The 25,248-nt window shown below is 35.0% G+C and carries 22 protein-coding genes; 15 read left to right on the top strand and 7 right to left on the bottom strand.

The features are described 5' to 3' along the window. Nucleotides 1–20: 20 nt before the first annotated feature. Both H2O64_RS03385 and H2O64_RS03380 read right to left on the bottom strand, forming a co-directional pair. Nucleotides 21–593, bottom strand: a complete 573-nt coding sequence (locus tag H2O64_RS03385) for a hypothetical protein (RefSeq protein ID WP_187560741.1) — start codon at nt 591–593, stop codon at nt 21–23. 198 nt (nt 594–791) lie between these two features. Further along, the gene (locus H2O64_RS03380) at nt 792–1,613 is read right to left on the bottom strand and encodes a glycosyltransferase family 2 protein (protein WP_187560740.1); all 822 of its coding nucleotides are present in this window, start codon (nt 1,611–1,613) and stop codon (nt 792–794) included. Nucleotides 1,614–1,663: 50 nt separating this feature from the next. Here H2O64_RS03380 and H2O64_RS03375 point away from each other — a divergent pair, with 50 nt between their 5' ends. Further along, nucleotides 1,664–2,401 carry a glycosyltransferase family 2 protein gene (locus H2O64_RS03375; protein WP_187560739.1) on the top strand — a complete coding sequence of 246 codons (738 nt, stop codon included), beginning with the start codon at nt 1,664–1,666 and terminating at the stop codon, nt 2,399–2,401. Nucleotides 2,402–2,585: 184 nt separating this feature from the next. Here H2O64_RS03375 and H2O64_RS03370 read toward each other — a convergent pair whose 3' ends face one another. Next, the gene (locus H2O64_RS03370; RefSeq protein ID WP_187560738.1) at nt 2,586–3,308 is read right to left on the bottom strand and encodes a polysaccharide deacetylase family protein; all 723 of its coding nucleotides are present in this window, start codon (nt 3,306–3,308) and stop codon (nt 2,586–2,588) included. 97 nt (nt 3,309–3,405) lie between these two features. Between H2O64_RS03370 and H2O64_RS03365 the strand changes: the two genes are divergently transcribed. The 4 genes from H2O64_RS03365 to H2O64_RS03350 all read left to right on the top strand — a co-directional run bounded on the left by H2O64_RS03365 (nt 3,406) and on the right by H2O64_RS03350 (nt 6,716). Then, nucleotides 3,406–4,161 (top strand): glycosyltransferase family 2 protein, encoded by a 756-nt coding sequence (locus tag H2O64_RS03365; protein ID WP_187560737.1) that lies wholly within the window; start codon nt 3,406–3,408, stop codon nt 4,159–4,161. A 1-nt stretch (nt 4,162) separates the two neighbouring features. Continuing rightward, a complete protein-coding gene (locus tag H2O64_RS03360; RefSeq protein ID WP_187560736.1) occupies nt 4,163–5,230 on the top strand; it encodes a glycosyltransferase family 4 protein in 1,068 nt (355 codons plus the stop codon). Nucleotides 5,231–5,400: 170 nt separating this feature from the next. Further along, complete coding sequence (locus H2O64_RS03355; protein ID WP_187560735.1) at nt 5,401–6,000, top strand: hypothetical protein; 600 nt, start codon at nt 5,401–5,403, stop codon at nt 5,998–6,000. 329 nt (nt 6,001–6,329) lie between these two features. Further along, nucleotides 6,330–6,716 carry a hypothetical protein gene (locus tag H2O64_RS03350; protein WP_187560734.1) on the top strand — a complete coding sequence of 129 codons (387 nt, stop codon included), beginning with the start codon at nt 6,330–6,332 and terminating at the stop codon, nt 6,714–6,716. 137 nt (nt 6,717–6,853) lie between these two features. Here H2O64_RS03350 and H2O64_RS03345 read toward each other — a convergent pair whose 3' ends face one another. Beyond that, nucleotides 6,854–7,804 (bottom strand): hypothetical protein, encoded by a 951-nt coding sequence (locus H2O64_RS03345; RefSeq protein ID WP_187560733.1) that lies wholly within the window; start codon nt 7,802–7,804, stop codon nt 6,854–6,856. A gap of 161 nt (nt 7,805–7,965) precedes the next feature. Next, entirely contained in the window at nt 7,966–8,562 is a 597-nt protein-coding gene (locus tag H2O64_RS03340; protein ID WP_187560732.1) for a class I SAM-dependent methyltransferase, read from the bottom strand. Between the two features lie 73 nt (nt 8,563–8,635). On the opposite strand from H2O64_RS03340, the gene H2O64_RS03335 reads away from it, so the two are divergent. From H2O64_RS03335 to H2O64_RS03305, 7 genes are all read left to right on the top strand, one after another. Beyond that, complete coding sequence (locus H2O64_RS03335) at nt 8,636–9,538, top strand: glycosyltransferase family 2 protein (protein WP_187560731.1); 903 nt, start codon at nt 8,636–8,638, stop codon at nt 9,536–9,538. A gap of 2 nt (nt 9,539–9,540) precedes the next feature. Further along, nucleotides 9,541–10,101 (top strand): L-threonylcarbamoyladenylate synthase, encoded by a 561-nt coding sequence (locus tag H2O64_RS03330; RefSeq protein WP_187560730.1) that lies wholly within the window; start codon nt 9,541–9,543, stop codon nt 10,099–10,101. A 139-nt stretch (nt 10,102–10,240) separates the two neighbouring features. Next, a complete protein-coding gene (locus H2O64_RS03325; protein ID WP_187560729.1) occupies nt 10,241–10,615 on the top strand; it encodes a GxxExxY protein in 375 nt (124 codons plus the stop codon). A 208-nt stretch (nt 10,616–10,823) separates the two neighbouring features. After that, nucleotides 10,824–12,248, top strand: coding sequence for a CCA tRNA nucleotidyltransferase (locus H2O64_RS03320; RefSeq protein WP_187560728.1), 1,425 nt, complete (start codon nt 10,824–10,826; stop codon nt 12,246–12,248). A gap of 205 nt (nt 12,249–12,453) precedes the next feature. Next, nucleotides 12,454–13,488, top strand: a complete 1,035-nt coding sequence (locus tag H2O64_RS03315; RefSeq protein WP_187560727.1) for a COX15/CtaA family protein — start codon at nt 12,454–12,456, stop codon at nt 13,486–13,488. Nucleotides 13,489–13,515: 27 nt separating this feature from the next. Continuing rightward, a complete protein-coding gene (locus H2O64_RS03310; protein ID WP_187561150.1) occupies nt 13,516–14,034 on the top strand; it encodes an IS1096 element passenger TnpR family protein in 519 nt (172 codons plus the stop codon). Nucleotides 14,035–14,228: 194 nt separating this feature from the next. Further along, nucleotides 14,229–15,287 carry a nucleoid-associated protein gene (locus H2O64_RS03305; RefSeq protein ID WP_187560726.1) on the top strand — a complete coding sequence of 353 codons (1,059 nt, stop codon included), beginning with the start codon at nt 14,229–14,231 and terminating at the stop codon, nt 15,285–15,287. A 49-nt stretch (nt 15,288–15,336) separates the two neighbouring features. Here H2O64_RS03305 and H2O64_RS03300 read toward each other — a convergent pair whose 3' ends face one another. Continuing rightward, on the bottom strand, nt 15,337–15,525 hold the full coding sequence (locus H2O64_RS03300) for a hypothetical protein (RefSeq protein ID WP_187560725.1): 189 nt from the start codon (nt 15,523–15,525) through the stop codon (nt 15,337–15,339). 284 nt (nt 15,526–15,809) lie between these two features. On the opposite strand from H2O64_RS03300, the gene H2O64_RS03295 reads away from it, so the two are divergent. From H2O64_RS03295 to H2O64_RS03285, 3 genes are all read left to right on the top strand, one after another. Then, a complete protein-coding gene (locus H2O64_RS03295) occupies nt 15,810–16,712 on the top strand; it encodes an ABC transporter ATP-binding protein (RefSeq protein ID WP_187560724.1) in 903 nt (300 codons plus the stop codon). Between the two features lie 18 nt (nt 16,713–16,730). After that, on the top strand, nt 16,731–17,558 hold the full coding sequence (locus H2O64_RS03290; RefSeq protein ID WP_187560723.1) for an ABC transporter permease: 828 nt from the start codon (nt 16,731–16,733) through the stop codon (nt 17,556–17,558). A 304-nt stretch (nt 17,559–17,862) separates the two neighbouring features. After that, nucleotides 17,863–24,567 carry a T9SS type B sorting domain-containing protein gene (locus H2O64_RS03285; protein ID WP_187560722.1) on the top strand — a complete coding sequence of 2,235 codons (6,705 nt, stop codon included), beginning with the start codon at nt 17,863–17,865 and terminating at the stop codon, nt 24,565–24,567. A 186-nt stretch (nt 24,568–24,753) separates the two neighbouring features. Here the strand turns inward: H2O64_RS03285 and H2O64_RS24145 are convergent, their stop codons facing one another. Further along, nucleotides 24,754–24,882 carry a hypothetical protein gene (locus tag H2O64_RS24145; RefSeq protein WP_262890626.1) on the bottom strand — a complete coding sequence of 43 codons (129 nt, stop codon included), beginning with the start codon at nt 24,880–24,882 and terminating at the stop codon, nt 24,754–24,756. Nucleotides 24,883–25,248 lie beyond the last annotated feature (366 nt).

Below are 25,248 nucleotides of genomic sequence, written 5' to 3'. Positions count from 1 at the left end.
TTTGATACTTATGATTTTTTTTATTTCTCAACTAATTTCAACTTTTGACTTACAGGGCAATCAATACAATGCACTTCTTCTTTATCAATAGTATATAAACTACCTAAAAGTAGCGGTTTTTTAGTCTTAAAAATTAATTTCAATACTCCATCAGATACTTCATACGTTCCCAAACTCTCTGCTTCGCATGAAATTCCATCAAATGAGTACGAAAAAAAATCTCCACTTTTATATAATTGAATTTCTAGCGTGTAAAAATCATCTGAAACTAGCATCATTTCTTTTTCACCTTTCGTCATAAACATTATTTTTCTCGTAGAGAAAATTAAAAAGGTTAAAAGGCAAATAAGTGTTATGGTAAAAAACTTATACTTCTTCCATTTGGAATTACTAAAGAGAGCAGAAGTGCTAAGTAACAAACCTATGGAAGAAATCGTGAAAACCACTATGACCAAAAAATAAATCATTTGATCTGCATCACAAACGGCTCCATTCCCAGGTATTCTAGTGTAGATCAGCAAAAAACCTGATAACAACAATAATACCGTTAAAATGATTTGCACGAAAGCTATACTGATTTTTTTTATGTTCATTCAGTTATTTTTCAAATTTAGAAGTGTTTGAAATAAAGCGTCATTGCGAAAATTTTGAAAAACTTGTAACAATCTGTTTCTCAATAAATAGATTACTTCGTTGTTTCCTCCTCGTAAAGACGTATCATAAGAACAAAAAGCGAAGCGTTCCAAAAGCGAAGCGTTCCAATCTCAATACTAAAAACTCACTACTCAATACTATTTTTTAACTATTCCAAAATCCGTCCACTTTTTGTTTTCGTCTTTGGTTGTTTTACGAATCGCTAAGTTTTTATTGATTGATTCTTGGTTTTTGTAACCACGTGGATGATCTAAGTGTACGCAAACCGCACTGTATCGAATTTGTTTACTTTTTAATCCGTAGTTGAATAAACGTTCGCCCAATTCACGATCTTGTCCACCGTATTGCATGCGTTCATCAAATCCATTGACAGCTACAATATCTTTTTTCCAGCCCGAAGAACTGTGTCCATTCCAGCTTGCATTTGTCGGCGTAACTGCGTTTAAAAAACGTGATTTTAAACCCGCAGAAGTTAATTTATTATTCTTAAAAGAAGCTTTCAATCCGTGTTGTTTCAACCATTTGACATCAAAACAATTGCCCTCGTATATGTCTTCTTTTGTGATGAGTTTCGAAATATTCATTGGTAGCATAAAGTATCCTCCCGAAAGGAAAAAACCTTCTTCACGCTGCTTTATATGTTGTTCTACAAAATCGGCGCGCGGAATACAATCGCCATCCGACATAATAATGTACGGCGAACTACATTTTACAATGGCTTTGTTGAGAATTTGCGATTTCTGAAAACCGTTATCTTCATGCCAAACATGCACTATTGGATAAAAGACTTCTTTGCGAATTTCTTCAATTAAATCAATGGTTTCTTGCTTGGAGCCATCATCAGCAATGACGATTTCAAACAATCGATACGTTTGATTGTTGTAGCCGTGTAAAACTTTCGCCAACCACTCAGGAGAGTTGTACGTGCTTATTATTATGGAAGTGTCTATTGTTGTCATACAGACCACAAATATAAAGTTTTTTAGTAAGTTTGTGTTTTAAATTTATCATGCCAACACTTTCTGTCATCATTCCAACGTATAACGAAGCTTTGTATCTTAAAGATGCGCTGTATTCTGTACAATTTGCCGATGAAATTATTGTGATCGATTCGTTAAGTACCGACGAAACTGTCGCAATTGCTGAAGCGCATGGCTGCAAAGTGATTTCTCGGAAGTTTGATAATTTTTCCAATCAAAAAAATCATGCACTGCAATTTGCAACTTGCGATTGGGTTTTGTTTTTAGATGGAGATGAACGCATTACGTATCAACTTCAAAAAGAGATCATTGCCGCAATGAACTCTGGAAAACACACCGCCTATAAATTGAATTTTCCTCATTTTTATATGAATCGATTTTTGTATCATCACAACAACGATGTGACACGATTGGTTGTCCGTGAAAAGTGTCATTTTGAAGGAAATGTACATGAAAAACTCATCGTGGATGGAACTGTTGGAAAGTTAAAAAACAAAGTACTTCATTACACGTATAAAGGTTTATTGCATTACATCAGCAAAAAAGATAGTTACGCGTGGTTTCAGGCAGAACGCATGTTGGAAAAAGGGAAAAAAGCCACCTATTTTCATTTAGCTTTCAAACCTTTGTATCGCTTTTTTCATGAATATATCGTGAAACGTGGTTTTATGGATGGTGTTCCAGGTTTGGCTGTTGCCGGAATTAATGCCTATGGTGTTTTTTCGAGATATGTAAAATTGATGTTGCTTCAAAAAGGAATTAAGTAAAAGTAAGATCAAAGAACCTTATACTACTGTTCATCTACGAATTCCCTTTCATTTATCTAAAATTTCAAGCACGAAAACAATTTCAATGTAATTTTGAACAATGTATTTTTAGAAAATACATTACCCCTTTTTATTTTACTACCAAAAGAGTTCTTCCCTAAAGAACTCTTTTGCCTCTTTTTAGTTAAAACAAACGCAATTTCCCAAAACGCAACTTAAATTTGAATTTCGAGAGTGAATCTTCTCCTTTGATATCAATACGTTGTACTTGATAGTTGTCGTTAAATGGAAACTTGTTGACTCTATTTCCAATGCGCAAACCATACGCAACTTTGTGCTTTATTAATGCATTAAAAAACAAGTCTTTCTCAGGGTTTTTTCGCGGATATTTCCCATACGGATATGCCAATACATTACTCACATTCAATTGGTTGGAAATGATAAAATCTTTACACTTTTCAAAATCCTCATCAATTTCTTCTGTGGATAATTCGTTGTATTTTTTATGCGCGAATGAATGCAAACCGAGTTCAATTGTAGCTTCATCCATGCTTTTTAATTGTGCTATAGACATCAATCGTTCTTTTCCTGTATTCCATTCGTCAACGCCGTTTACATATTGAAACGGAATAAAAAAACTTGCTTTCAGTCCATATTTTTGCAATAACGGATACGCCAATTCTAATTGATTTACATATACATCGTCAAACGTAATGATGACGGCTTTTTTCGAGAAATCAGTCGTCGTTTTTATGGATTGCAACTCCGAAAAATGCAACGTTGTATATCCGTTTTCTTTCAAATAGCGGAATTGCGCTTCTAAGTTCTCCTTAGAAATCGTTAATCCGTTACTTTCAGAAGCTTTCGTGGAAACTCCATGATACATTAAAATTGGTAAGCGTGGCATAAGTTATTTTTTATTCAAAGATCAAAATCCTTGTAAAATTATTACTTTTGTTCGTAGAATATCATTTTCACAAGAAAAAAAGTATCTTCATCCGTATATGAACACAAAAATCAGTGCTTTAGCGATTACTTATAATGAGGAAGATCATATAGAAAACTATATTCAACAACTTTCCTTTGCCGATGAAATTATCATCGTAGATTCGTTTAGTACCGACAAAACGGTTGCGTTAGCCAAAAAACACAATGTTACCTTGATTCAACGCAAGTTTGATGATTTTTCAACACAGAAAAACTTTGCCATTGATCAGGCTAAGAACGATTGGATTGTCTTTTTTGACTTGGACGAACAAGTTCCGAAAGCATTAGCCGATGAAATTATACAAACTGTAAATTCAGCAAATCCAGAAAAAGCATATCATGTAAAACGCGATTTCCATTTTATGGGAAAACGCATGAAATATAGTGGTTTTCAAACCGATATTTCGGTGCGATTGTTCAACAAAAATCAGTGTCGTTACAACGGAAAACCTGTACATGAAACCATTGAAACTAAAGAAAAGGTTGGACAACTGAAACATGCCGTTGCGCATCAAACGTATAAAAGTTTTGACATTTACAACGAAAAATTAAGTCATTACAGTCGTTTACAAGCAGAAGCTTTGTACAAAAAGAATGTGCGCCCAAACGCGTATCATTTCATCTTTCGTCCATTCTATCGCTTTATTCACCAATACTTTTTACGCTTTGGTTTTTTGGATGGAAAAGAAGGATTCATTTTGTGTTATGTACATGCGTTTTCAGTGTTTAAACGCTATTTGCAATTATGGACGATGTACCGAAAAATAGATTAAAATGAAAAACGTTTTTTTAGAATCTCACAATATTAAAAACCTACATTTTGGGTTTGGACAATTTAATTATCATTTGATAAAAGGATTATATCAGGCAGAAATTGACGATTTTAAAATGACGCTTCACGCGAAAGACCTCAACAAGCTAAAAGACGAATTTGGCAATTATTTTGACTATAAAAAATACCAATCATTTCGTCGCTATCCTTTGTTGCGAATTCGCAAGAAATATGATTTATGGCATTCGCTGAATCAAAATATAAAAATTGAACCATATCACGATATTCAGTATTTATTGACAGTTCATGATGTGAATTTTATTGAAGAAGAATCAAGCGATATGAATCACGAACGCAATGTGCGTTTTCGCGAAAAGCTCGAACGAAGTAGCGCCATTACCTATATTTCAAACTTTGCCAAAGCATCTACACATCAACATTTTGACGTACCAAACGTTCCTGAGTACGTGATTTACAATGGAAATCCAATTCGTGAAGTCACGCTTCCAGAGCATCATCAACCAAAACAAATTTCAAAAAGACCGTTTTTATTTTCTATTGGCGAATTTACGCCGCGTAAAAATTTTCACACTTTAGTGGAAATGTTAGCACTTCTCCCCGATTTTAATTTAATCCTTTCGGGAAATAATAATACAGAATACACTAGCGGAAAACTCGCTGAAACGATTCAAAAACACAACTTACAAGATCGCGTCGTTATCACAGGAAAAATTGACGATTTAGACAAACAATATTATCTACAAAACTGTGCAGCATTTGTATTTCCGTCACTACGAGAAGGTTTTGGAATTCCACCAATTGAAGCCATGCGCTTTGGAAAACCTGTCTTTTTATCACACAACACATCCTTGCCAGAAATTGGTGGAGAACACGCTTTCTTTTGGAAAAACTACGATGCAAAATATATGGCAGAAGTGTTTGAAAAAGGCATGCATACGTTTGAAACCAACAAAGAAATCTACGAACAAGCATATATAAAACGTGCACAAAGCTTTGATTGGAATGCTACGGCAAAACAATACGAAGAAGTGTATCGGAGTTTACTTTAGATCGCTTCGCTATTAGACATCAGATGCTAGACCGCACTTTCGTGCTTTTAGATTTTTATCCATTGTTTGTCGTTCATAAAAACTTTTTCAATTTAAAATTTATAATTTCTGAGACGCAACCATTTTAGTGAATTGACATCTATTGAATAGATAATTAAAACCAATTCATTATGAAAAAATTAATTTTTACCGCGTTAATTTTAGGAATAGTAACCGCTTGTAGCGTAGATAATGTTGAAAGCGATTTAATTCCCGTGAGCGGCGAAGAAGTTACTGCAAGCGATATTGAATGCGTACCTGATGCCAGCAATCCACCAACAATATTAGGAAGTACTTGGCTAAGAACTAGTTTTATTATTGAAACTGATATCGATGGTAACGGAGATGGTATTTTCTCAAATGAATTACTTGACGAATCTTCTTGCGGAACAGTTATATTAAGGTTTTTAGACAATTTTAAAGCTGATAATCCAGTTTTGAATAACATGTATTTAGATGTTGATGACGATGGAAATGGAAATCTTTCACAAAGAGTAGACTGCTTAATAGGCGATGGTCTCTTTCCTTTTTATACTCAAAATGGCAATATCATATCCTTTTGCTATTTAGGACAATTAGAATTTATAGGCACACTTTCTACTGATGGACAAACACTTGTATTTGACTTTCCATACGAAGATCTATTTTTTACTAACAATAGTGTTTTAAAACCCGACGGTACCGTAGAAGCATTTCAAGGTAACGGAATCATAACATACACACTTCAATAAAAATATTTAAAAATAACTTTCTCAAGTGTATCATGTAAGCGCGTATTGATACATAGCTAAGATCATCTACAAATGTCTTAGTGTTAATTAGGTTAATTAGGTTAATTAGGTTTTTTAGGAAAAATACCATCGTTACTTCTGTAATGATGGTATTTTAGTTTACTTCAAAAACAGCTACTCAAAACATTTGTCACTTAGCACTGAGTTTTTATAAAACGTCACTTATAGTAGTTCATTTGTATCACATAAATAAGTTTCTTTGTTTCAGTATTGCATTAAAAGCACAACTAAGAGTGTTGTGTTTTGAACATAAAATAACATCAAAAAATATGGAAAACTTAATTGAAATTAAAAGCAACTACAATTCTTTAGACAAATTATATCTGTTTTTAGATAAAGAATCAAATTATGAATGTTCAAAAGATTATGACATTTGGGAACAAAGAACGGATGCAAACGGGCAAATGGAGCAATGCATCATCATTAAAAAAAGTGGAATGCACGCAGTAAAAGCATTTTTTGTAAATAACGATACTGTGAAGATTAATTATATTATTCCCAATAAAATGATGCATGCATATTTTGGAAAAAGTGTCAAAGCACGAAGAAATATTATTGAAATTATTGCAGGTATCATAAAACAAGCATTACTAAAAGGACCGCAAGAAAAAGCATTTAAGGAATTAGAAAGCGTCATTCATAAAGCCGCAGCATAACTAATATGCATTCTGAGAACTAGCCATTGCGAATGAAATGAAGCAATCTATTAAAATTAAGTTATTAATTTACAGATTGCTTCAAAATTAAAAATTCTTCGCAAAGACGTTGTTAAAACTTTTCAGGTAGTCTATTTTTATAATTCAAAAATTGGCTTCACCCAGTTTTCAATTTTATAGTTGGAAAGAATTGTTGAATCAATTTCTACGTATGGAGAAGTCACAAAATCTTCAGGAATTTCAATGTTGTGTTCGTCTACAACTAGAATATTTTGCGAATGATAAAAATCGTAATTGACAATATCTTTATTGGTTGTGATGAGTTTTTTGCGATGTCCTAACGCTTCAAAAATTCGGAATGACAAACCAACTTGTTCCGTGCGTTGAATTTCCACAATAATTTTAGCTTTCTGAATCAACTCTGAAACTTCCGTGATCGATTTCTGCGTCGTGATAATTTCCACATGTTCCGCAGGCATTTCACTTCCATTGTATACTTGAATGTTATAAGTCCATTTGTGTTGCTTCAAGTAGTTGGCTAAATTTTCAAGCAATGGAAAACGGTAATCATTCGTAGAAATATTAAAAAACTGATATTCAAATTCTTGATGATTACTTTCTTCAAAAATATAATTCGTCAAAAAGTCTAAATTATATGTTGAGACATCCAAACGATCATAACTATACACTTTATCAAACATTGGAATGATGTCCGTCTTTCGCGGAAAACGGCGCGTACTGTCGTAATAATACGCAATAAACTTGTTTGTGTAGCTTTTAATGAATCGCAACAAATCATCATTCAACATATCTGGCCGAATGATAAAAATTTCATCTTGTTTTCCTAACTCTACAAGTGAAGCTTTGATTCGATCGGTTACAAACGTCTTTTTTAAATTCTTCCCTAAAAATAATTTCGAGAAGAAATTCTGTGCTTTGTGAAACGTATTTTTATATGAAAATGCGGGTTGATCTAGATATAGAATCTCTGCATCAATAGTTTCGTATTGTTGTAATGCCTTTTGAATATGTGCCGTGTAACCAAACGCAAAAGGCGCAATGATGAGTACTTTTTTAGAAGATTTCAATTTTTATCAGTTTAAACCTGATGTCAAATCGAGCGCAGTCGAGATTCAATGGTAACAATAGTGTTTTTTTAGCTTCTCGACTGCGCTCGAAGTGACAAAATATTAATTTTGTTACTCATATTAATTTATTAGATTGGGATTAATTATGTTAAACTAATGTATTATACAATAATTCCCAATCCATTACAATGCGGATAGTTATACACTTTTTTCCCTGCTGCTTTCGCGATATCAATTACTGCGCGACGCACTTCCGGAAAACTTTCGGTATCATGAAAAACAGTACATTGACTGTGTTGTGCTGCCCACAAACCGCATTCGTAAGTTTCTTTGTAATTATGTACAATATCAACATGTGAAAAATTGTATTGCTTGGTATCTTTAGCAATCCAATCGCGGTAATCTGACTTGATCAATTCAATATTGGTAAACTCAGCCAAAGAAGCTTTTGTTTTATCATAATGATCACCTTTATGATCGGTATGTTCGTCTCCGATAAAAATATCAATTCCTTTTACTTCTTTAAAATAGTTTGAAAAAACTACGGAAGAATAGCCAAATTCTACACCAAACTCAATGCAAGAATCACGTCCAATATCAAAACGTTCTATAATATCTTCAATGATTAATTCGAGTCCAGCCCAAGCTGTTACAATCTCAATCATTTTTTCTGGCTTGGTCTTTTTGTTGGGAACATACGTTTCCATCGGTAATCTTTTATGTAAAAGGTATTTCTTTAATTTTGAACGAAGTCCCATAATTGTGGTTTGTGTTTGCGCAAAAGTATAAAATTCAAGTCAAATTATGTAATTTTGCGCAACAACTACTTTTATGCAAGATATTTCTATAGTTATTATCAATTACAACACGGCGCGTTACACGCTAGAATGTGTGGATTCCGTTATTAAATTTACAGACACATCTTTATCGTACGAAATTGTAGTTGTGGATAATAATTCCAAACCCGAAGATTTTTTACACCTAAAAGAAAATTTCCCAACACACGCTCATGTTTCATTACACAGAAGTGTGATCAATACTGGTTTTGGTGGCGGAAATATGTTTGGCGCGCAATTTACCAACGGAAAGTATATTTTGTTTCTGAACAATGACGCGATGTTGCAAAACGATTGTTTATCAATCTTGCATTCGTATATGGAAGCCAATCCTAAAGTTGGTGTGACAACGGCGCAAAATTATGACGAACACAACAAACACGTCATTTCATTTGATCATGATAAAGGCATAAGAAAGTTATTATTAGGAAGAAGTTTTTTAGAGAAAAATTGGGCAACACAATTTCCAAAGCGCAAAAAAGAATACACTGAACCAGTTTCGGTAAACTTCGTAAACGGCGCGTTTATGTTTTTTAGAAGAGAAGTTTTTGAAAAAGTTGGCGGATTTGACACCAATATTTTTCTCTACTTTGAAGAAATGGACATTTGTTTTCGCATGCGACAATTGGGCTACACAAGTGTGTTAGTGCCAGAAGCGAAAATACTTCATTATCAAGGTGTGAGCACTGGCGTTTCTAAAGCGATTAGCAAAGAAGGCATGTTGTCTCACATATATGTGATTAAAAAGAATTATTCGTACGCTAAATATATTTTTATTCGCGTGTATTATTGTTTGAGTTTTCTCATCAAACCCAAAAAATGGTTCATGTTATCGTTAGTTTGGAAAGGCGCACATTTATCAAAATCATTAAAGCAACAACAGCAAATTCGATTTTAATCATGACAGAAGAAATCAACAAAGCTTTTGATCAGTTACAATCGGGAAACACCATTTTATATCCAACGGATACCATTTGGGGATTGGGTTGTGATGCTACAAATGCAGCAGCTGTGGCTAAAATTTATAAATTGAAAAATCGCGAAGAAAGCAAAGCGTTAATTTGTTTGGTCAGCGATATTGAGATGTTGAAACGTTATATTGAAGAAATTCCAGTAGCAGCTTACAAATTATTAGAAATTGCCGACAGACCCACCACAATTATTTATGACAATCCTGTTGGAATTGCTAAAAATTTAGTTGCTCCAGATCGTACACTTGCGATTCGAATTCCAGATGATGAATTTTGCCAAAAACTCATTCGTAAATTCAATCGACCAATTGTGTCTACTTCCGCGAATATTGCTGGACAACTCACACCAAAAAGCTATAAAGAAATAAGCGCAGAGATTTTAAAAGGTGTGGACTATGTTGTAAATTTGCACAACGAAAAAACGACCTCCAAACCATCGACAATAATACAATTGCGATCAAACGGAGAGATTAACATAATTAGAGCGTGATTTAGTTGCTAGTTATTGGTTGCTGGTTGTTTGACATTTTAAACTCATAAACCTTTCAACTTATAAACTAAAAAACACACTCCAAGCACATCCTTTTTTTGCCACGAATGCACGAATATTTTTTATACTATCTAAAAATATGTCTAAAATCATATATAAATCTGAAAGCTATGCCATTGTCGGCGCCCTATTTAATGTATATAACAATTTAGGAAGTGGATTTTCAGAAGTAGTTTACAAAGATGCTTTAGAATATGAATTTAAGTCATTAAATATTCCTTTTGAAAGGGAAAAAGAATATAATATTGTTTACAAAGGCATCATATTAAAGCACAAATTTTATGCAGACTTTGTTATTTATGATAAAATTATTTTAGAAATAAAATCTGTTTCTAATTTACATGATAAACATCTTTCTCAATGCCTAAACTATCTAAAAGTTTCTAAATGCAAACTAGCCATCTTAGCTAATTTTCACGAAGATTTATTAGATCATAGAAGAATCGTTTTATAAAAAAGAAAAATTCGTGCGCTTATAAAGAATAACACAACGCTTTTATAACACCTACAAAAAAAAATTAGTAACACATCTTGCAGATAAAAAAATTAAAGAAAAACAATTCGTGCATTCGTGGCTAAAAAGAACTTATAAATTACACCCGCTACACACTAAAAAAATACCCAAAACATTCGTAAATTTGCACCACATTTAGAATACATTGATGAATTACAAAGAAGCATTACAACTCGATATATTTTCAACGATTTCAAAAGCAGCAACCGAATTACACCTTGAAACGTATGTAATCGGAGGTTTTGTGCGCGATTTTCTCTTGAAACGTGGCGATGCAAAAGATATTGACGTTGTTGCTGTTGGAAGCGGAATTGAACTTGCCCAAAAAGTAGCTTCACTTCTTCCTGGAAAACCAAACGTACAAATATTTAAGAATTATGGTACTGCCATGATTAAAACAAAGGAAATAGAAGTTGAATTTGTGGGCGCACGAAAAGAAAGTTACGATCGTGATAGCAGAAATCCGGCAGTGGAAAACGGAACACTTCAAGATGATCAAGAACGTCGCGATTTCACAATTAATGCGATGGCATTGAGTTTGAATGAAGCAACTTTTGGAGATTTACTCGATCCGTTTAACGGTTTGCAAGATTTAGCCGACAAACGCATTGTAACACCGCTTGATCCAGACATTACGTATTCCGATGATCCATTGCGTATGATGCGCGCAATCCGATTTGCTTCACAATTAAATTTTATAATTGATCCTGTTTCACTGGAAGCGATCACGCGAAATGCAGATCGTATTGAAATTATTTCGAAAGAACGTATTGTCGTAGAATTGAATAAAATTTTATCGAGTCAGAAACCTTCTATCGGTTTTATATTGTTGGAAAGAACGAACCTTTTAGGACATATTTTACCTGAATTATTGGCTTTGAAAGGAATTGACGAAATTGAAGGTCAAACACATAAAGATAATTTTTATCACACGTTGGAAGTTGTCGATAATATTTGTGAAAACACTGACGATGTTTGGTTGCGTTGGGCAGCGTTGCTACACGATATTGGAAAAGCACCGACCAAACGTTTTCATAAAAAGATTGGTTGGACATTTCACGGACATGAATTTGTGGGCGGAAAAATGGTGTTTAAACTTTTCAAACGCTTGAAAATGCCGCTGAACGAGAAAGTAAAGTTTGTTCAAAAATTGGTCATGATGAGTTCGCGTCCAATTGTGCTTTCGCAAGATGGAATTACAGATTCGGCGGTACGTCGTTTGGTTTTTGACGCAGGCGAACATGTAGAAGATTTGATGACGCTTTGTGAAGCAGATATTACGACCAAGAATCCACGGAAATTTGAAAAGTATCACAATAATTTCAAGATTGTTCGGGAAAAGATTGTGGAAGTTGAAGAACGCGATCATGTACGAAATTTTCAACCGCCAGTTTCGGGTGAAGAAATTATGGAAGCTTTCAATTTGAAACCTTCACGAGAAATTGGAATCATCAAACATGCCATTAAAGAAGCTATTTTGGAAGGCGATATTCCAAATGAACACGAAGCGGCGTATGCGTTTATGATTGCAAAAGGAAAAGAATTAGGTTTAGTAGAAAACACAACGAAATAGCCGCGTGTACATTTCGGCTGAACCGATAAAAAATAATGTGTATACTCGTAAAATTTCATAAAGCTGTAAAGTACGTCATGCTGAACTTGATTCAGCATCTCACACAGCTGTGAATAAAATCAATATATGAGACCCTGAATCAAGTTCAGGGTGACGCAGTAACTATTTGACAGAAAACAGATATACAAAAAAATAAAGTCTCGTAATGAAAAAAAACATTCACAGCATTGCAAAAGTCACATTGATTCTCGTATACCTTGTGATTATTGCTGGCGCGGTGGTTCGAATGACAGGAAGTGGAATGGGTTGCCCAGATTGGCCAAAATGTTTCGGATATTATATTCCGCCAACAGAAGAATCGCAATTGGAATGGAAAGCGAATCATTTTTATGAAGATGGCATGGTGATTATTGTGGATGAAGCGTTGCAAGTTGCCAAAGAAGATTTTACGACCACAAACACATTAGACCTGAGTAATTGGGAACCGTACACCAAACACGATTACGCTGTTTTTAACGCTTTTCACACCTGGGTTGAGTATATCAATCGACTCTTTGGTGCGTTGGCAGGATTGGCGACATTGGTACTTTTAGTCGGTTCTTTTTGGTATTGGCGCGAACAGAAAAGCATCATGCTATTATCAATATTTTCAGTGTTGGGCATGGGATTTCAGGCTTGGTTGGGAAAAACGGTTGTAGATTCTAACTTAGCACCATTTAAAATTACCATTCACATGATGATGGCGTTGGTTATTGTTGCCGCATTGTTGTACATTGTGCATGCGACTTCATCCAAAGTAAGATCACACAAAAAAGATGCATTTTTTACAAAATTACTATACGCTTCTCTCGTTTTAACCTTGATTCAAATTGTATTAGGAACACAAGTTCGGCAGTTTGTAGACGAGCAAATTCACGCGCTTGGCGAAACCAATAAAGGATTATGGCTTGCCAATCCTGAGCTTGATTTTTACATTCACCGAACGTTTTCTGTTATTGTATTATTAGTGAACGTAGCGCTATTTTATAGATTCAGAAAGCTACAATTAGGCTTCAAAAAAGTCAATTGGGTGCTAGTATTATTGGCTTTAGAAATCCTTTCGGGAATCGCGATGTTTTATTTCGATTTTCCTTTTGGAACACAAACGATACACATTGTTATTGCGACGTTGTTATTTGGAATTCAATTTTATCTTATCTTAGAAGCAAATAAAGCGCAAAACAACGCAGAAAGTTTGTAAATTTGCAATCCAATTTTTTTAATGAGCATGATTTATAGATTCAGAGTAATATTAGATGCAGCAGAAGATGTTTTTAGAGACATTGAAATTCAGCATGATGCCACTTTTGAAGATTTTCACAACGCTATTATTCAAGCGTTTGGCTTTGATGGCATGGAAATGGCTTCTTTTTACGTGAGTAATGACGAATGGGATCAAGGAGAAGAAATTTCACAATTTGACATGAGTGAAGGACCAGATTCTATCCGATTGATGAACGAAACTACACTTGATGGTGTGCTTTCAGAAGACCAATTGCGATTGATTTATGTGTACGATTTCTTGAATATGTGGACCCTTTTGGTAGAACTTGCTGAAATTGCAGAACCTATCCCTGGAGTTATGTATCCGAATTTATTGTTTTCTCACGGAATTCTTCCAGATAGCGCGCCTGATAAACAGTTTGAAGCTGACGAAGACGAAGATCCGTACGGATTTAATGAGAATGACGATGATTTGGACATCAACGATTACGATAGCTTAAACTTTGACGAAAACTGGAACTAGGCTTCGAGAGCCTCAGCCTAACAACGGCAAAAGCTCAGCTGACTAATTTTAAAAATAATTCCTTTATTGATTCAGTGTCGACATCGTCAGTTCGAGTGAATTTTAATAACTAGCAAAGCAGGTATTAAAAATTTGTATCGAGAACAAGATGTTACATTCTTTTACTTTTTTACACTAAAAAACAAACACCTATAATGATCAATTTATACAGTGCACAAATAGATTCCCTTTCTATTCATAAAGTAGGAAACAAAAGTAGAAACGAAAATGTGTTTCTTTCGGAAACTCCTTATCAGTTAACGGATGAATTAACGCCGTTATTGAAAGAATATTTTTTTAAACCTTTTAGAGAGAAAGAAGAAAATTATTTTCAATTTGTGAATGAAGTTGATTTAGAGTTCAATCAATTGTATACGATTGCAACTTCTATTTTTAACGATCCATCTTCGGTTCATGAGAATTCAAAAAAGATTGTTTCTTTATTGTTTGAACAATCACAACATCCGCATATTAAAAGCGGTGAAGTGTATGTTGGTTATTTTGAAAATGTCGTGATTGACAACGAAAAGGTGGACGCTATCGGGATTTTTAAATCAGAGATTAAAAACGATTTCCTTCAGTTTGAAGAAAACGGAAGCAACTTAGATGTATTGTTTCAACAAGGAGTTTCATTGAACAAATTAGATAAAGGTTGTATTGTTTTTAATGTAAAAAAGGAAGAAGGTTATAAAATTCTTTCGGTTGATAGTAACAAATACGATACTAAATATTGGTTAGATCATTTCTTAGGTGTTGATGCATTTGCTGATGAGAACTTTTACACTAAAAAGTATTTAAAGTTCTGTCAAAACTTCGCCAAAGATGTTGTTTTCCCTGCGGAAGATAAAAAGGAAGAAGTAATGTTTATGAACAGAGCCGTGAATCATTTTGCAAAGAATGATACGTTTCAGGAAACAGATTTTATGAATGATGTGATTGACAATCCAGATTTGATTCCTGAGTTTAAGCATTATAAAGTAGAGAAAGGTCCAAAATATAGTATTGAAGACGTTTCTGAGTTTCCAATTGCTAATAAAGCGGTTTCTTCAGCAAGAAAAAGCATTAAGAATACGATCAATTTAGATACGAATATTCAAATAAAGCTAGATTTCATCAATCCAGAATCGGCAGAGAAATTTGTAGAAAAAGGTTGGGACGAAGAGAAACAAATGTATTATTACTTAGTATATTTTAATAAAGAGCAAAAAGCTTAAACTGAAAAGCCCTTACTTTAGTTAGCAAGGGCTTTTCTGTCATTAAGTTTTATCCCATACCACCTGGATCGCCTCCCCAAAGTCCTTGACAGTTAAATTCTTTACAATGCGAGCCAGTTTCTTTACAATGTGAAGTTCCTCCTCTAGCACATGTAATTGGTCCAGCTCCAGTAATTTTTGACTGTTCTTTTTTGTTTAATTCAGAAACTCCCTTGATTCCTAAAATGCTTTTTTTCATAATTAAATTATTTTGATTTGCCTACTCTATTTATAAATTGGTTTTTCGGCTTCCCCCAGTAGTATTTTATTGGTCATCGTAAATTATAGATTATCGTTGTTTTAAAACCTGTTTTTTAGGTGTGATGTGTATATTTGTACCCATTAAGACTCTTTTTAACAGCAATTTTGAAAACAAACAATACATTTTATAAATAAGTCACATATACATTATGTTTTTTATATTTTGTAACAAATAGCAACCTAAGTCGTCAACTATATACAATCAATCAAAAAACAATCATATTGGAAACTATTCTAACCCTGCAAAACCTGAGTAAAAACTTTGGGTATCTTAAAGCAGTACAAGACCTATCATTCGCCATAGAAAAAGGAAGTGTATACGGCATTTTAGGCCCTAACGGAAGTGGAAAATCAACTACTTTAGGTATGGTATTAAATGTTGTAAATAAATCATCGGGAACCTTTCATTGGTTTGATGGTACAGTTAAAGTACACGATGCTTTAAAGAAAGTCGGTGCTATTATTGAACGCCCAAATTTTTATCCATACATGTCTGCTTCGGACAATTTGAAGTTGGTGTGTAAGATTAAAAATGTGGCTCCTGATAAAATTGACGAAAAATTAGAACTCGTTGGTTTGATAGATCGAAAAAATAGCAAATTCAGAACTTTTTCTTTAGGAATGAAACAGCGATTAGCAATTGCTTCTGCCCTGTTGAATGATCCTGAAATTTTAATTTTGGACGAACCAACAAACGGATTAGATCCGCAAGGAATTCATCAAATTAGAGAGATTATTAAAAAAATTGCTTCACAAGGCACAACGATATTGTTGGCTTCTCACCTTTTGGATGAAGTAGAAAAAGTATGTTCGCATGTCGTTATTTTACGAGAAGGAAAAAAAATATATTCTGGTCGTGTAGATGAAATGGTCGCAAGTCAAGGATTTTTTGAACTGAAATCTGAGCAAAAAGATAAGTTACTATCGTACTTAGAAAACAATGCTGCTTTTGGTAGAGTAAAGGAAGAAGGCGGATTGATTACCGCATTCTTAAATACACCATTGAGTGCCGCTGACTTCAATTCAGAAATGTTTAAAGAAGGTATTGTATTATCGCACTTAGTACAACGAAAAGAAAGCTTAGAAGAGCAGTTCTTAATCCTTACCAAAAATCAATCTAACTAATTTCATTCCACAACGACTATGTTACGTTTATTACAAATAGAATTTCAAAAAATCTGGTTAAATAGAACCAGTAAAATATTACTCCTAATATCATTCGTTTTTCCGTTATCAATTTTAATTTTATCATCCATAAAGATTAACTTTTTTGGGTTTATATTAGATTTATCTGAAACGAAGATTTTTGAGTTTCCTTATATATGGCACATTACCACGTTTTTTGTTGCCTTTTTTAAATTTTTCTTTGCCATTGTAGTAGTTTCCATGATTGGAAACGAATACAGCAATCGAACTTTAAAACAAAACCTTATTGACGGATTGAGTAAAAAAGAAGTTATTCTTTCCAAATTTTATTTCATCTTGGCGTATTCGCTTGTGGTGACCTTGTTTGTCTTCATCATTACGCTACTTATTGGAATCTTTAATTCACCTTCAGGTAGCCTTTATATCGATACTATTTTTGATGGTTCAGAATTTATTCTAGCTTACTTTACAAAACTATTGACATTTTTCAGTCTTTGTTTATTTGTAGGTGTACTCATCAAAAGATCTGCTTTTGCATTAGGATTCTTATTTGTCAGTTTTGTTTTAGAATTAATTTTATACGGTTTGTTCCGTTTTGAATGGTTCGATTATGACAAGTCTAATGAAATAATGCAGTTTTTCCCATTCACAAGTATGTGGAATTTAATAGATGAACCTTTCTCTAGGATTGCTTCATTACACACAACAGAAAAATTTCCTATAACAGATTATCCAGCATATTGGTATGAGTTTGTCATTGCTGCTGTTTGGATCTTTATTTATATCTTTTTATCGTATCGATTGTTAAAACGCAGAGATTTATAACAAAATAGCATCCAAATCATATAGATTTTAGAGAAAGAGCGGAGAAATTCGCTCTTTTTTTAGTTGTAATAACTATCTTTGAGCCTTGTAGAGTATAGAAAATTGCTATGAAGTACCTCGCTATAAAATTGCCATTATTTTCCTAAAACAAATATGCACTGGTAATTTTTATAAATTGTTATTTCAACCATACGCTACATAGAAAAACAACAATTCTCAAAATCATAAAATAATAGCCTTAGAAAAGAGTTATTACAATGGATTATTGAGCATTTTTTATGCTTTAGAAAAATAACGATTACAGATGAAAAAACTTTTACTATTTATTTTTATAGTAGTACCGACTGTGCTTCTTGCACAAGGTGAAGCTGCAAACTGGTATTTTGGTCAAAACGCAGGATTACAATTTGATGTAAATACAGGAGCCGTAACTGCTGTTACCGACGGAAGTTTAGACACACTTGAAGGTTGTGCTTCCATTTCAGATGCAAATGGTAATTTATTATTTTATTCAGATGGAATTACCGTTTGGAATCAAAACCATGTGATCATGACCAATGGAAATGGTTTAAATGGAGATAGTTCTAGTACATCATCTGCGCTCATCATTCCAAAACCTCAAGATCCAAACATCTATTATATTTTTACAGTTGACGAACCACATCACAATGATGGTGGCGTGAACAACGGATTGAATTATACCGCAGTTGACATGACAGACGGAATTGGTTTTGTTATTGCTGGAGAAAAAAATGTTCCATTAATTACATACGACACTACTGATACGAACGAAACTCGTTTTAAATGTTCGGAAAAAATATCTGCGGTAAAAAGTTCTGATTGTGAATCATTTTGGCTCTTAACGCACTTTATTGATAATTTTTATGCGTTTAAGGTAGATATAAATGGTGTCAATACAACGCCAATAGTAAGTAACACGCCTACCGCTGTTCCTATTTCTGGATACCGAAGAAATGCATTAGGATATTTAAAAGCTTCTCCGCAAGGAGATAAACTAGCCGCAGCACATTTAGGACTTACCAATGTTGAAGGTGGAAACGGTCCTGGAAAAGTAATGCTCTACGATTTTGACAACACCACAGGAATCGTAACGAACGAACTAGAATTATATGATGGAGATGCACCGTATGGTGTAGAGTTTTCTCCAGAAGGAACAAAATTATATGCAACTGTAGGACTTGGAAATAGCGGAACAGGAAACAGTTTACTTTTACAATACGATTTATTGGCTGCTAACATTCCAGCTTCACAATTTACGGTTAACAACTCAGCTATATTTTCTGCCGGTGCAATTCAAGTAGGAATTGATGGAAGAATTTACAGAGCTTTACTCGATTTTAGCAATATCGGTTCAACAGGACGTTTTTTAGGTGTTATTGAAAATCCAGAAGCTACTGGTGCTGCCGTAGTTTATAATCAAAGTGGAGTATTATTAGACATTACCAACACAAATACCAATCTTTCACGAATTGGACTTCCACCTTTCATTCAATCACTATTTGCCACGCCTGTTGACATTATTCGTAACGGAGTTTCAAGTACGGATTTATCTTTGTGTACGACACAAAATTATACGTTGATGGCTGATGATATTCCCGGAGCAACCTATACGTGGATGTTTGAAGGAAACCCATTAACGACAACTACTTTTCAGTTAAACTTAACGAATGTTACGCTTGCAGATGCAGGACTATATGAAGTGAGAATTGAGCAGAACAATGGAGAATGTCCATTAATAGGACAGGCAACGGTTTCCATATTTACATTACCTGTTGCAAACCCTGTGGATGATGAATTAATTTGTGATAATAACAATGACGGATTATGGGGCTTAGATTTAGATGCGGTAACAGCAAACGTTTTAGGAACGCAAGATCCAATGTTGTTTACTGTAACCTATCATTCGAGTCAAGCTGATGCTGACATGAATATGAACGTATTAGCGAGTCCATATACAAATCAAATAGCATATACCTTAGAGACAATTTTTATTCGTATTGAAAACAATGATAATACAGATTGTAATGCTGTAATTTCTTTTGATTTTGATGTGTTCGATCAACCAACTGCCAATCCAGTAATAGACTACGAAGTATGTGATGATACTTTAGATGGCGATGATACGAATGGTTTTTCAACATTTGATCTTTCTACGCTTGACATCCAAGTTTTACAAACACAAGATGCTATGCAATTCAATGTTTCATACTATGCAAATCAGTTAGACGCAGATGATTCAATGAATGTATTACCAACAACATACATAAATACAACTTTTGGCGGAAACCCAATAACAGCGCGTATTGAAAATGCAGACAATCCTGAATGTTACAGTACTGTTACGTTCAATGTAGTTGTAAATCCGCTTCCAGTAATCATGCAGCCAGTAGCATTAAGTCAATGTGATGATGACACAGATGGATTGTCAGATTTCAATCTAACAGAAGCAAACGCTTTACTCTCTGCTGACGCAGCTAACGAAACATTCACATACTACACAAGCTTAACAGATGCACAAAATTCAACGAACCCAATTCCAAATGATACTGCATACAATAGTGCAAATGGCGGACAAGTGTTTGTTAGAATTGAAACAGTAAATGGTTGTTTCAGAACTGGGGAAGTAAATTTAATAGTAACCACAACGCAAATACCAAATACGTTTCAACTTACGTATGAAGTGTGTGATGATGAATTAATAGACAATGACAACACCAATGGAATAGCAACGTTTGATTTCAGTTCAGCGGAAGCGCAAATCAATGCATTATTCCCAGCAGGTCAAAACTTAACAATTACGTACTATGAAAACTTTGCAGATGCATTAGCAGAAGCAAATGCAATTCCTGACATTAGCAACCACAGAAATGATGCTTCGCCAAATGCTCAAAACATTGTCGTTCGTGTTGATAGTGATGTAAACAATGCGTGTTTAGGACTAGGAGAACACATTACGCTAACGGTAAACCCTTTACCAGATCAAAATACAATCACAGATTATGTGGTATGTAGTGATATTGCGAATCAATTCACATTCGATCTGACTACAAAAGATACTGAAATAATTAGCGGACAAGCAAATATTAGTGTCACGTATCACGAATCGTTAGCGGAAGCAGAAGCTAATACAGGAGTAATTCCAAGTCCGTATACAACCTTCTCTAGAACGATATTTGTGCGCGCTACAAATACGATAACAGGTTGTGTAAACACAACGATGAACTTTGACTTGGTAATCAATGAAAACCCTGCGATCATCATGCCAACGGACTTAAATGTTTGTGATGAAACGCCTTTTGATGGAATTACACAAATTGACTTAAATATAAAATCAGCTGAAATCATTGGAACACTCACAGGTGTATCTGTTCAATACTATACAAGTCAGGTTGATGCAGATAACAACACAAATCCACTTGCTAGTCCATACACAAATACAAGTACTCCACAAACAATATATGTTAGAGTTGAAAATGGCACCACAGGTTGTTTTAGTGTGACGAACTTTGATATCATTGTGAGTGAAGCACCTGCGGCTTTCCCAGCAACACCCTTAGAATACTGTGATACAGACAACGACGGATTCGGAATCTTTAACATTCGTAGCACGGAAAATCAAATCACTGGCGGTTTAATTCCGGGACAAGTGACGGTTACCTATCACGAAACTCCAGAAGATGCTGACAATGATGTAAATCCACTTGCAGATACCTATACCAATATCAACGCCTACAATCAAACGATTTATGTGCGTGTGGAAAATGTCCTTACGGGATGTTTCAATGTGGTTTCTTTAGCCTTAATCGTCTTTGATTCCCCTGAGATTGCTGCACTTGATGCGGTAAGTTTGGCTGAATGTGATGATATCACGGCGGATGGGATTGCACAATTCGATCTCACTCAAAGTGAAGTAGAAATTCTAAACGGAGAAGATCCAACCACACATACGGTTCGCTACTATAACACTGAAGTAAATGCAATCGCTGGATTGATAGCAGGAGAAATCAACAATATAAATGCTTACAGTAACATTCCACCAAGTCCACAAGTAATTTGGGTGCGTGTAGAAGATCAGGCAACAGGTTGTTTTAGTATTACAAACTTAACGCTGATTGTAAACGAACTTCCAGTGCTGACACAATTACCAGGACTCGACACCTGTGATGCTGTTTCTTTAAACGATGGAATCGAAGTGTTTAACCTTACAAGCCTTGCAGAACAATTACTCAACAATGTTCCAGGGATTAGTTTACAGTACTATGCAAACGCTGCTGATCTAGCAAGTGATACGCCAATTGGCGATCCAACAATGTACAGCAATGTAGAGATTGGTGTACAAACCATCTTTGTATTGGCTACCAATGATACCACAGGCTGTGAAAACACCATTACTTTTGACATCAGAGTAAATCCATTGCCAAGTCCAACACTGAATCCAAGCGGAATACTCGACGCAGAAGTATGTGATGATGACAATGATGGCTTTACCGCTTTTGATTTAGATGCGCTTATAAACGACATTATCAACAATGAACCAGATGTAGTCTACAGTTTTCACGAAACACAGGCGGATGCAACCAATAACTTAAACCCGCTTGCAAGTCCATACAATAACATTATGATGGATACACAAACCATCTATGTACTGGCAACCAATACCGTTACAGGATGTTTCACCGTAACTCCATTACAACTAAATGTGATTCCAATTCCAGTATTGCCACTAAACATTACAGACCTAGAAGAATGTGATGAAGCAGCAAACTTAGATGGCTTTACCATGTTTGATTTGACTCAGACGCAGATGGAAATCTATGGTACACAAACACCAAGTGATTACACGCTTACCTATCACGAGACAGAACAAGATGCCATTGATGATCTATCACCAATAGTAAACCTTACCGATTATATCAACATCACCATCAATCAACAAACGATTTGGGTACGTTTAGAAGACAATGCCACAGCTTGTTATGCCATTGGAAGCTTTGATATCATCGTAGTGGGACCGCCAGTACTGGTACAACCGACTCCATTTGCGCTTTGTGATGATCTGGAGAGTGGTGATGAAAGTGATGAGATTAGCACCTTTGATCTTACCGATAAATACATAGAGATCACTGGAGGAAATACCAGTTTAACACTCACCTATTACGCAAGTCTAGCAGACTTAAACAGTAATACGCCAATTGCAGATCCAACAGCGTATCAAAACACAAGCAATCCACAAGTGTTGTATATCCGCGCAGCCAATGCCGCAGGATGTACCACTGATATCACCATGACACTCCGCGTACTTCCAATCCCAACACCAAACACAACGCCAACAATATTAGAGGCCTGTGATGATGATAGTGATGGAGATGCAACCAATGGAATGCTCATCTTTGATCTGACACAATCAGAAGCAGAGATTGTAGACAATGAAAGTAATGTGACCGTTAGTTACCATACTACGGAGATGGATGCTGCAGATGACATCAATCCAATTGTAGATCCAACGATGCACAATGTAGACATGGCAAACGCCAATACAAACGGACAAGTAATTATCTATGTACGTGTGGAGAGTGATGTACAAATAGATAGCAACATGCTGCCTTGTTACAAGATTGTAGAATTGCCAGTAATAGTACATCCACTGCCAGTACTTACAGATATCGCATTTACCTATGTATTCTGTGAATATGACAATGACAATACCGGACAATTTGATTGGGATGTGGTAACTGCTTCACTAGATTTACTAACGCCACCACAAGATGTAGCGAACTTTACCGTAACCTATCATCCAACAGTGGCTGATGCACTTGCAAACACCAATGCACTTGTGAATGGTTTTGAAAACACCATCGATCCACAAACGGTCTTTATCCGTGTGGAGAATACCATTACTGGATGTGTGAACACCAATAACATTGCAAGTTTAGAACTCAGTGTAGAACCAATTCCAACAGCGACAGCACCACCAACATATCAGGAATGTGCAACAAATGAGGCAGATCAAGATACAGCCGTATTTGATTTAACTTCACTTGATGTTACTATTATAAATGGACAAGCAGATATGGCAGTATCATACTATGAAACAGCCGCAGATGCTGATGCAGATAGCAATGCGATTGCAAACACAACAACGTATATGAACACATCGAATCCGCAGACTTTGTTTGCACGCGTTCGACAAACCATTACAGGTTGTCTTTCAGATCCGATCTTAGTGAATTTACAAGTCAATCCATTGCCTGTGTTTAGCTTACCAGAAGATGATATCTTATGTGTGGATGCAACTACAGGACAAGCCTTAGACCCACGAGTAATCGGTGTAGACTTTGGCGCAGGATTCACCTATCAGTGGACCACGCCAAGTGGAACTGAAACCAGTGCAACAGTGACAGTAGATCAAGCAGGAACGTATACGGTTATAGTTACCGATCAGAACAATCCAACGAATTGTTTCTCGGATGATAGTGTAACTTATACCGCATCTTCAGCGCCAAGCACGCTTGATATTGCAGTAACCACACCCGCGTTTTCAGACACACACAATGTGGTGGCAACGGCAACAGGAGGTTCAGGGAACTATGAATATCAATTGGATGATGGACAGTGGCAAACCACAGGAGAGTTCTTCGATTTACAACCAGGACAGCACACCATTACGGTGAGAGATACCAATGGTTGTGGAGAACTGGTACGGACTTTTGGACTGATAGACTTTATGGAATTCTTCACACCAAACGGTGATGCGTTTAATCCAACATGGAATATCATCGGATTACAGAATCAGCCAGCAGCGAAGATTTACATCTTTGATCGTTATGGAAAGTTACTCAAACAGATCAGTCCTGCAGGACAAGGTTGGGATGGAACCTACAACGGAACGCCAATGCCATCAGCAGATTACTGGTTTAGAGTAGAATATGTAGATCCATTTGATGGAAATCCAAAAGAGTTTATCAATCATTTTACATTGAAGAGATAGATTAAACAGAAAAAATAAAACATACTAAAACCCGAAGAATCTACATTCTTCGGGTTTTTTTATGGAGTTAGTGTTTGTTACTGCTTTCAAGGCATTAATTACTTTTTTGCAACCAAAAAAGTTTAAGATCAATATATTAAACAAACATTAGAAATGAGTGCTAGCGTAGAGAAAACTTTTTTAACCTTACTTTTTTTTTCGTTTTGGCGGCTTCAAAGACGGTGTATTTCCAGGCGTATCTTTATTATCTCGAGCACGTCTATCTGGTTTTCCTGTTGATTTTGCAATTCTTTTTGGTCCCGGTTTAAGTGCCATGATTTTCGTTTTTATTAATTGTTTAATTGAATTTTTATTTAGCAAAACCAATCTTTATAAATAGTTTAGTTCTTACTGCCTTCAAAACTACCCTATATTAAATTACAATCAATACGGAAAACCACAATTGATCAATTTTATAATCTAAAAACCATAGAAATTAGTACATCAAAACCACAATTCCAACCACATCCCGCAAACCCTATAAACACTAGACTTTGAGAAGTGCTAAATTTTATCTTGATAAAATAAAAAAATGTCTTGATACTTTGACCAAAACATCAAGACAAAAAAATATTTTATCTTGATAAAATCTACAATAGATCTAGATAGAATTTTTAAGTATAAAAGTGCGGTCTATAATTC

Source organism: Kordia aestuariivivens (assembly GCF_014397005.1).
Taxonomy (GTDB): Bacteria; Bacteroidota; Bacteroidia; order Flavobacteriales; family Flavobacteriaceae; genus Kordia; species Kordia aestuariivivens.
Note: the sequence above shows the minus strand (reverse complement) of the source record. Positions and strands in the feature narration are given on the sequence as shown.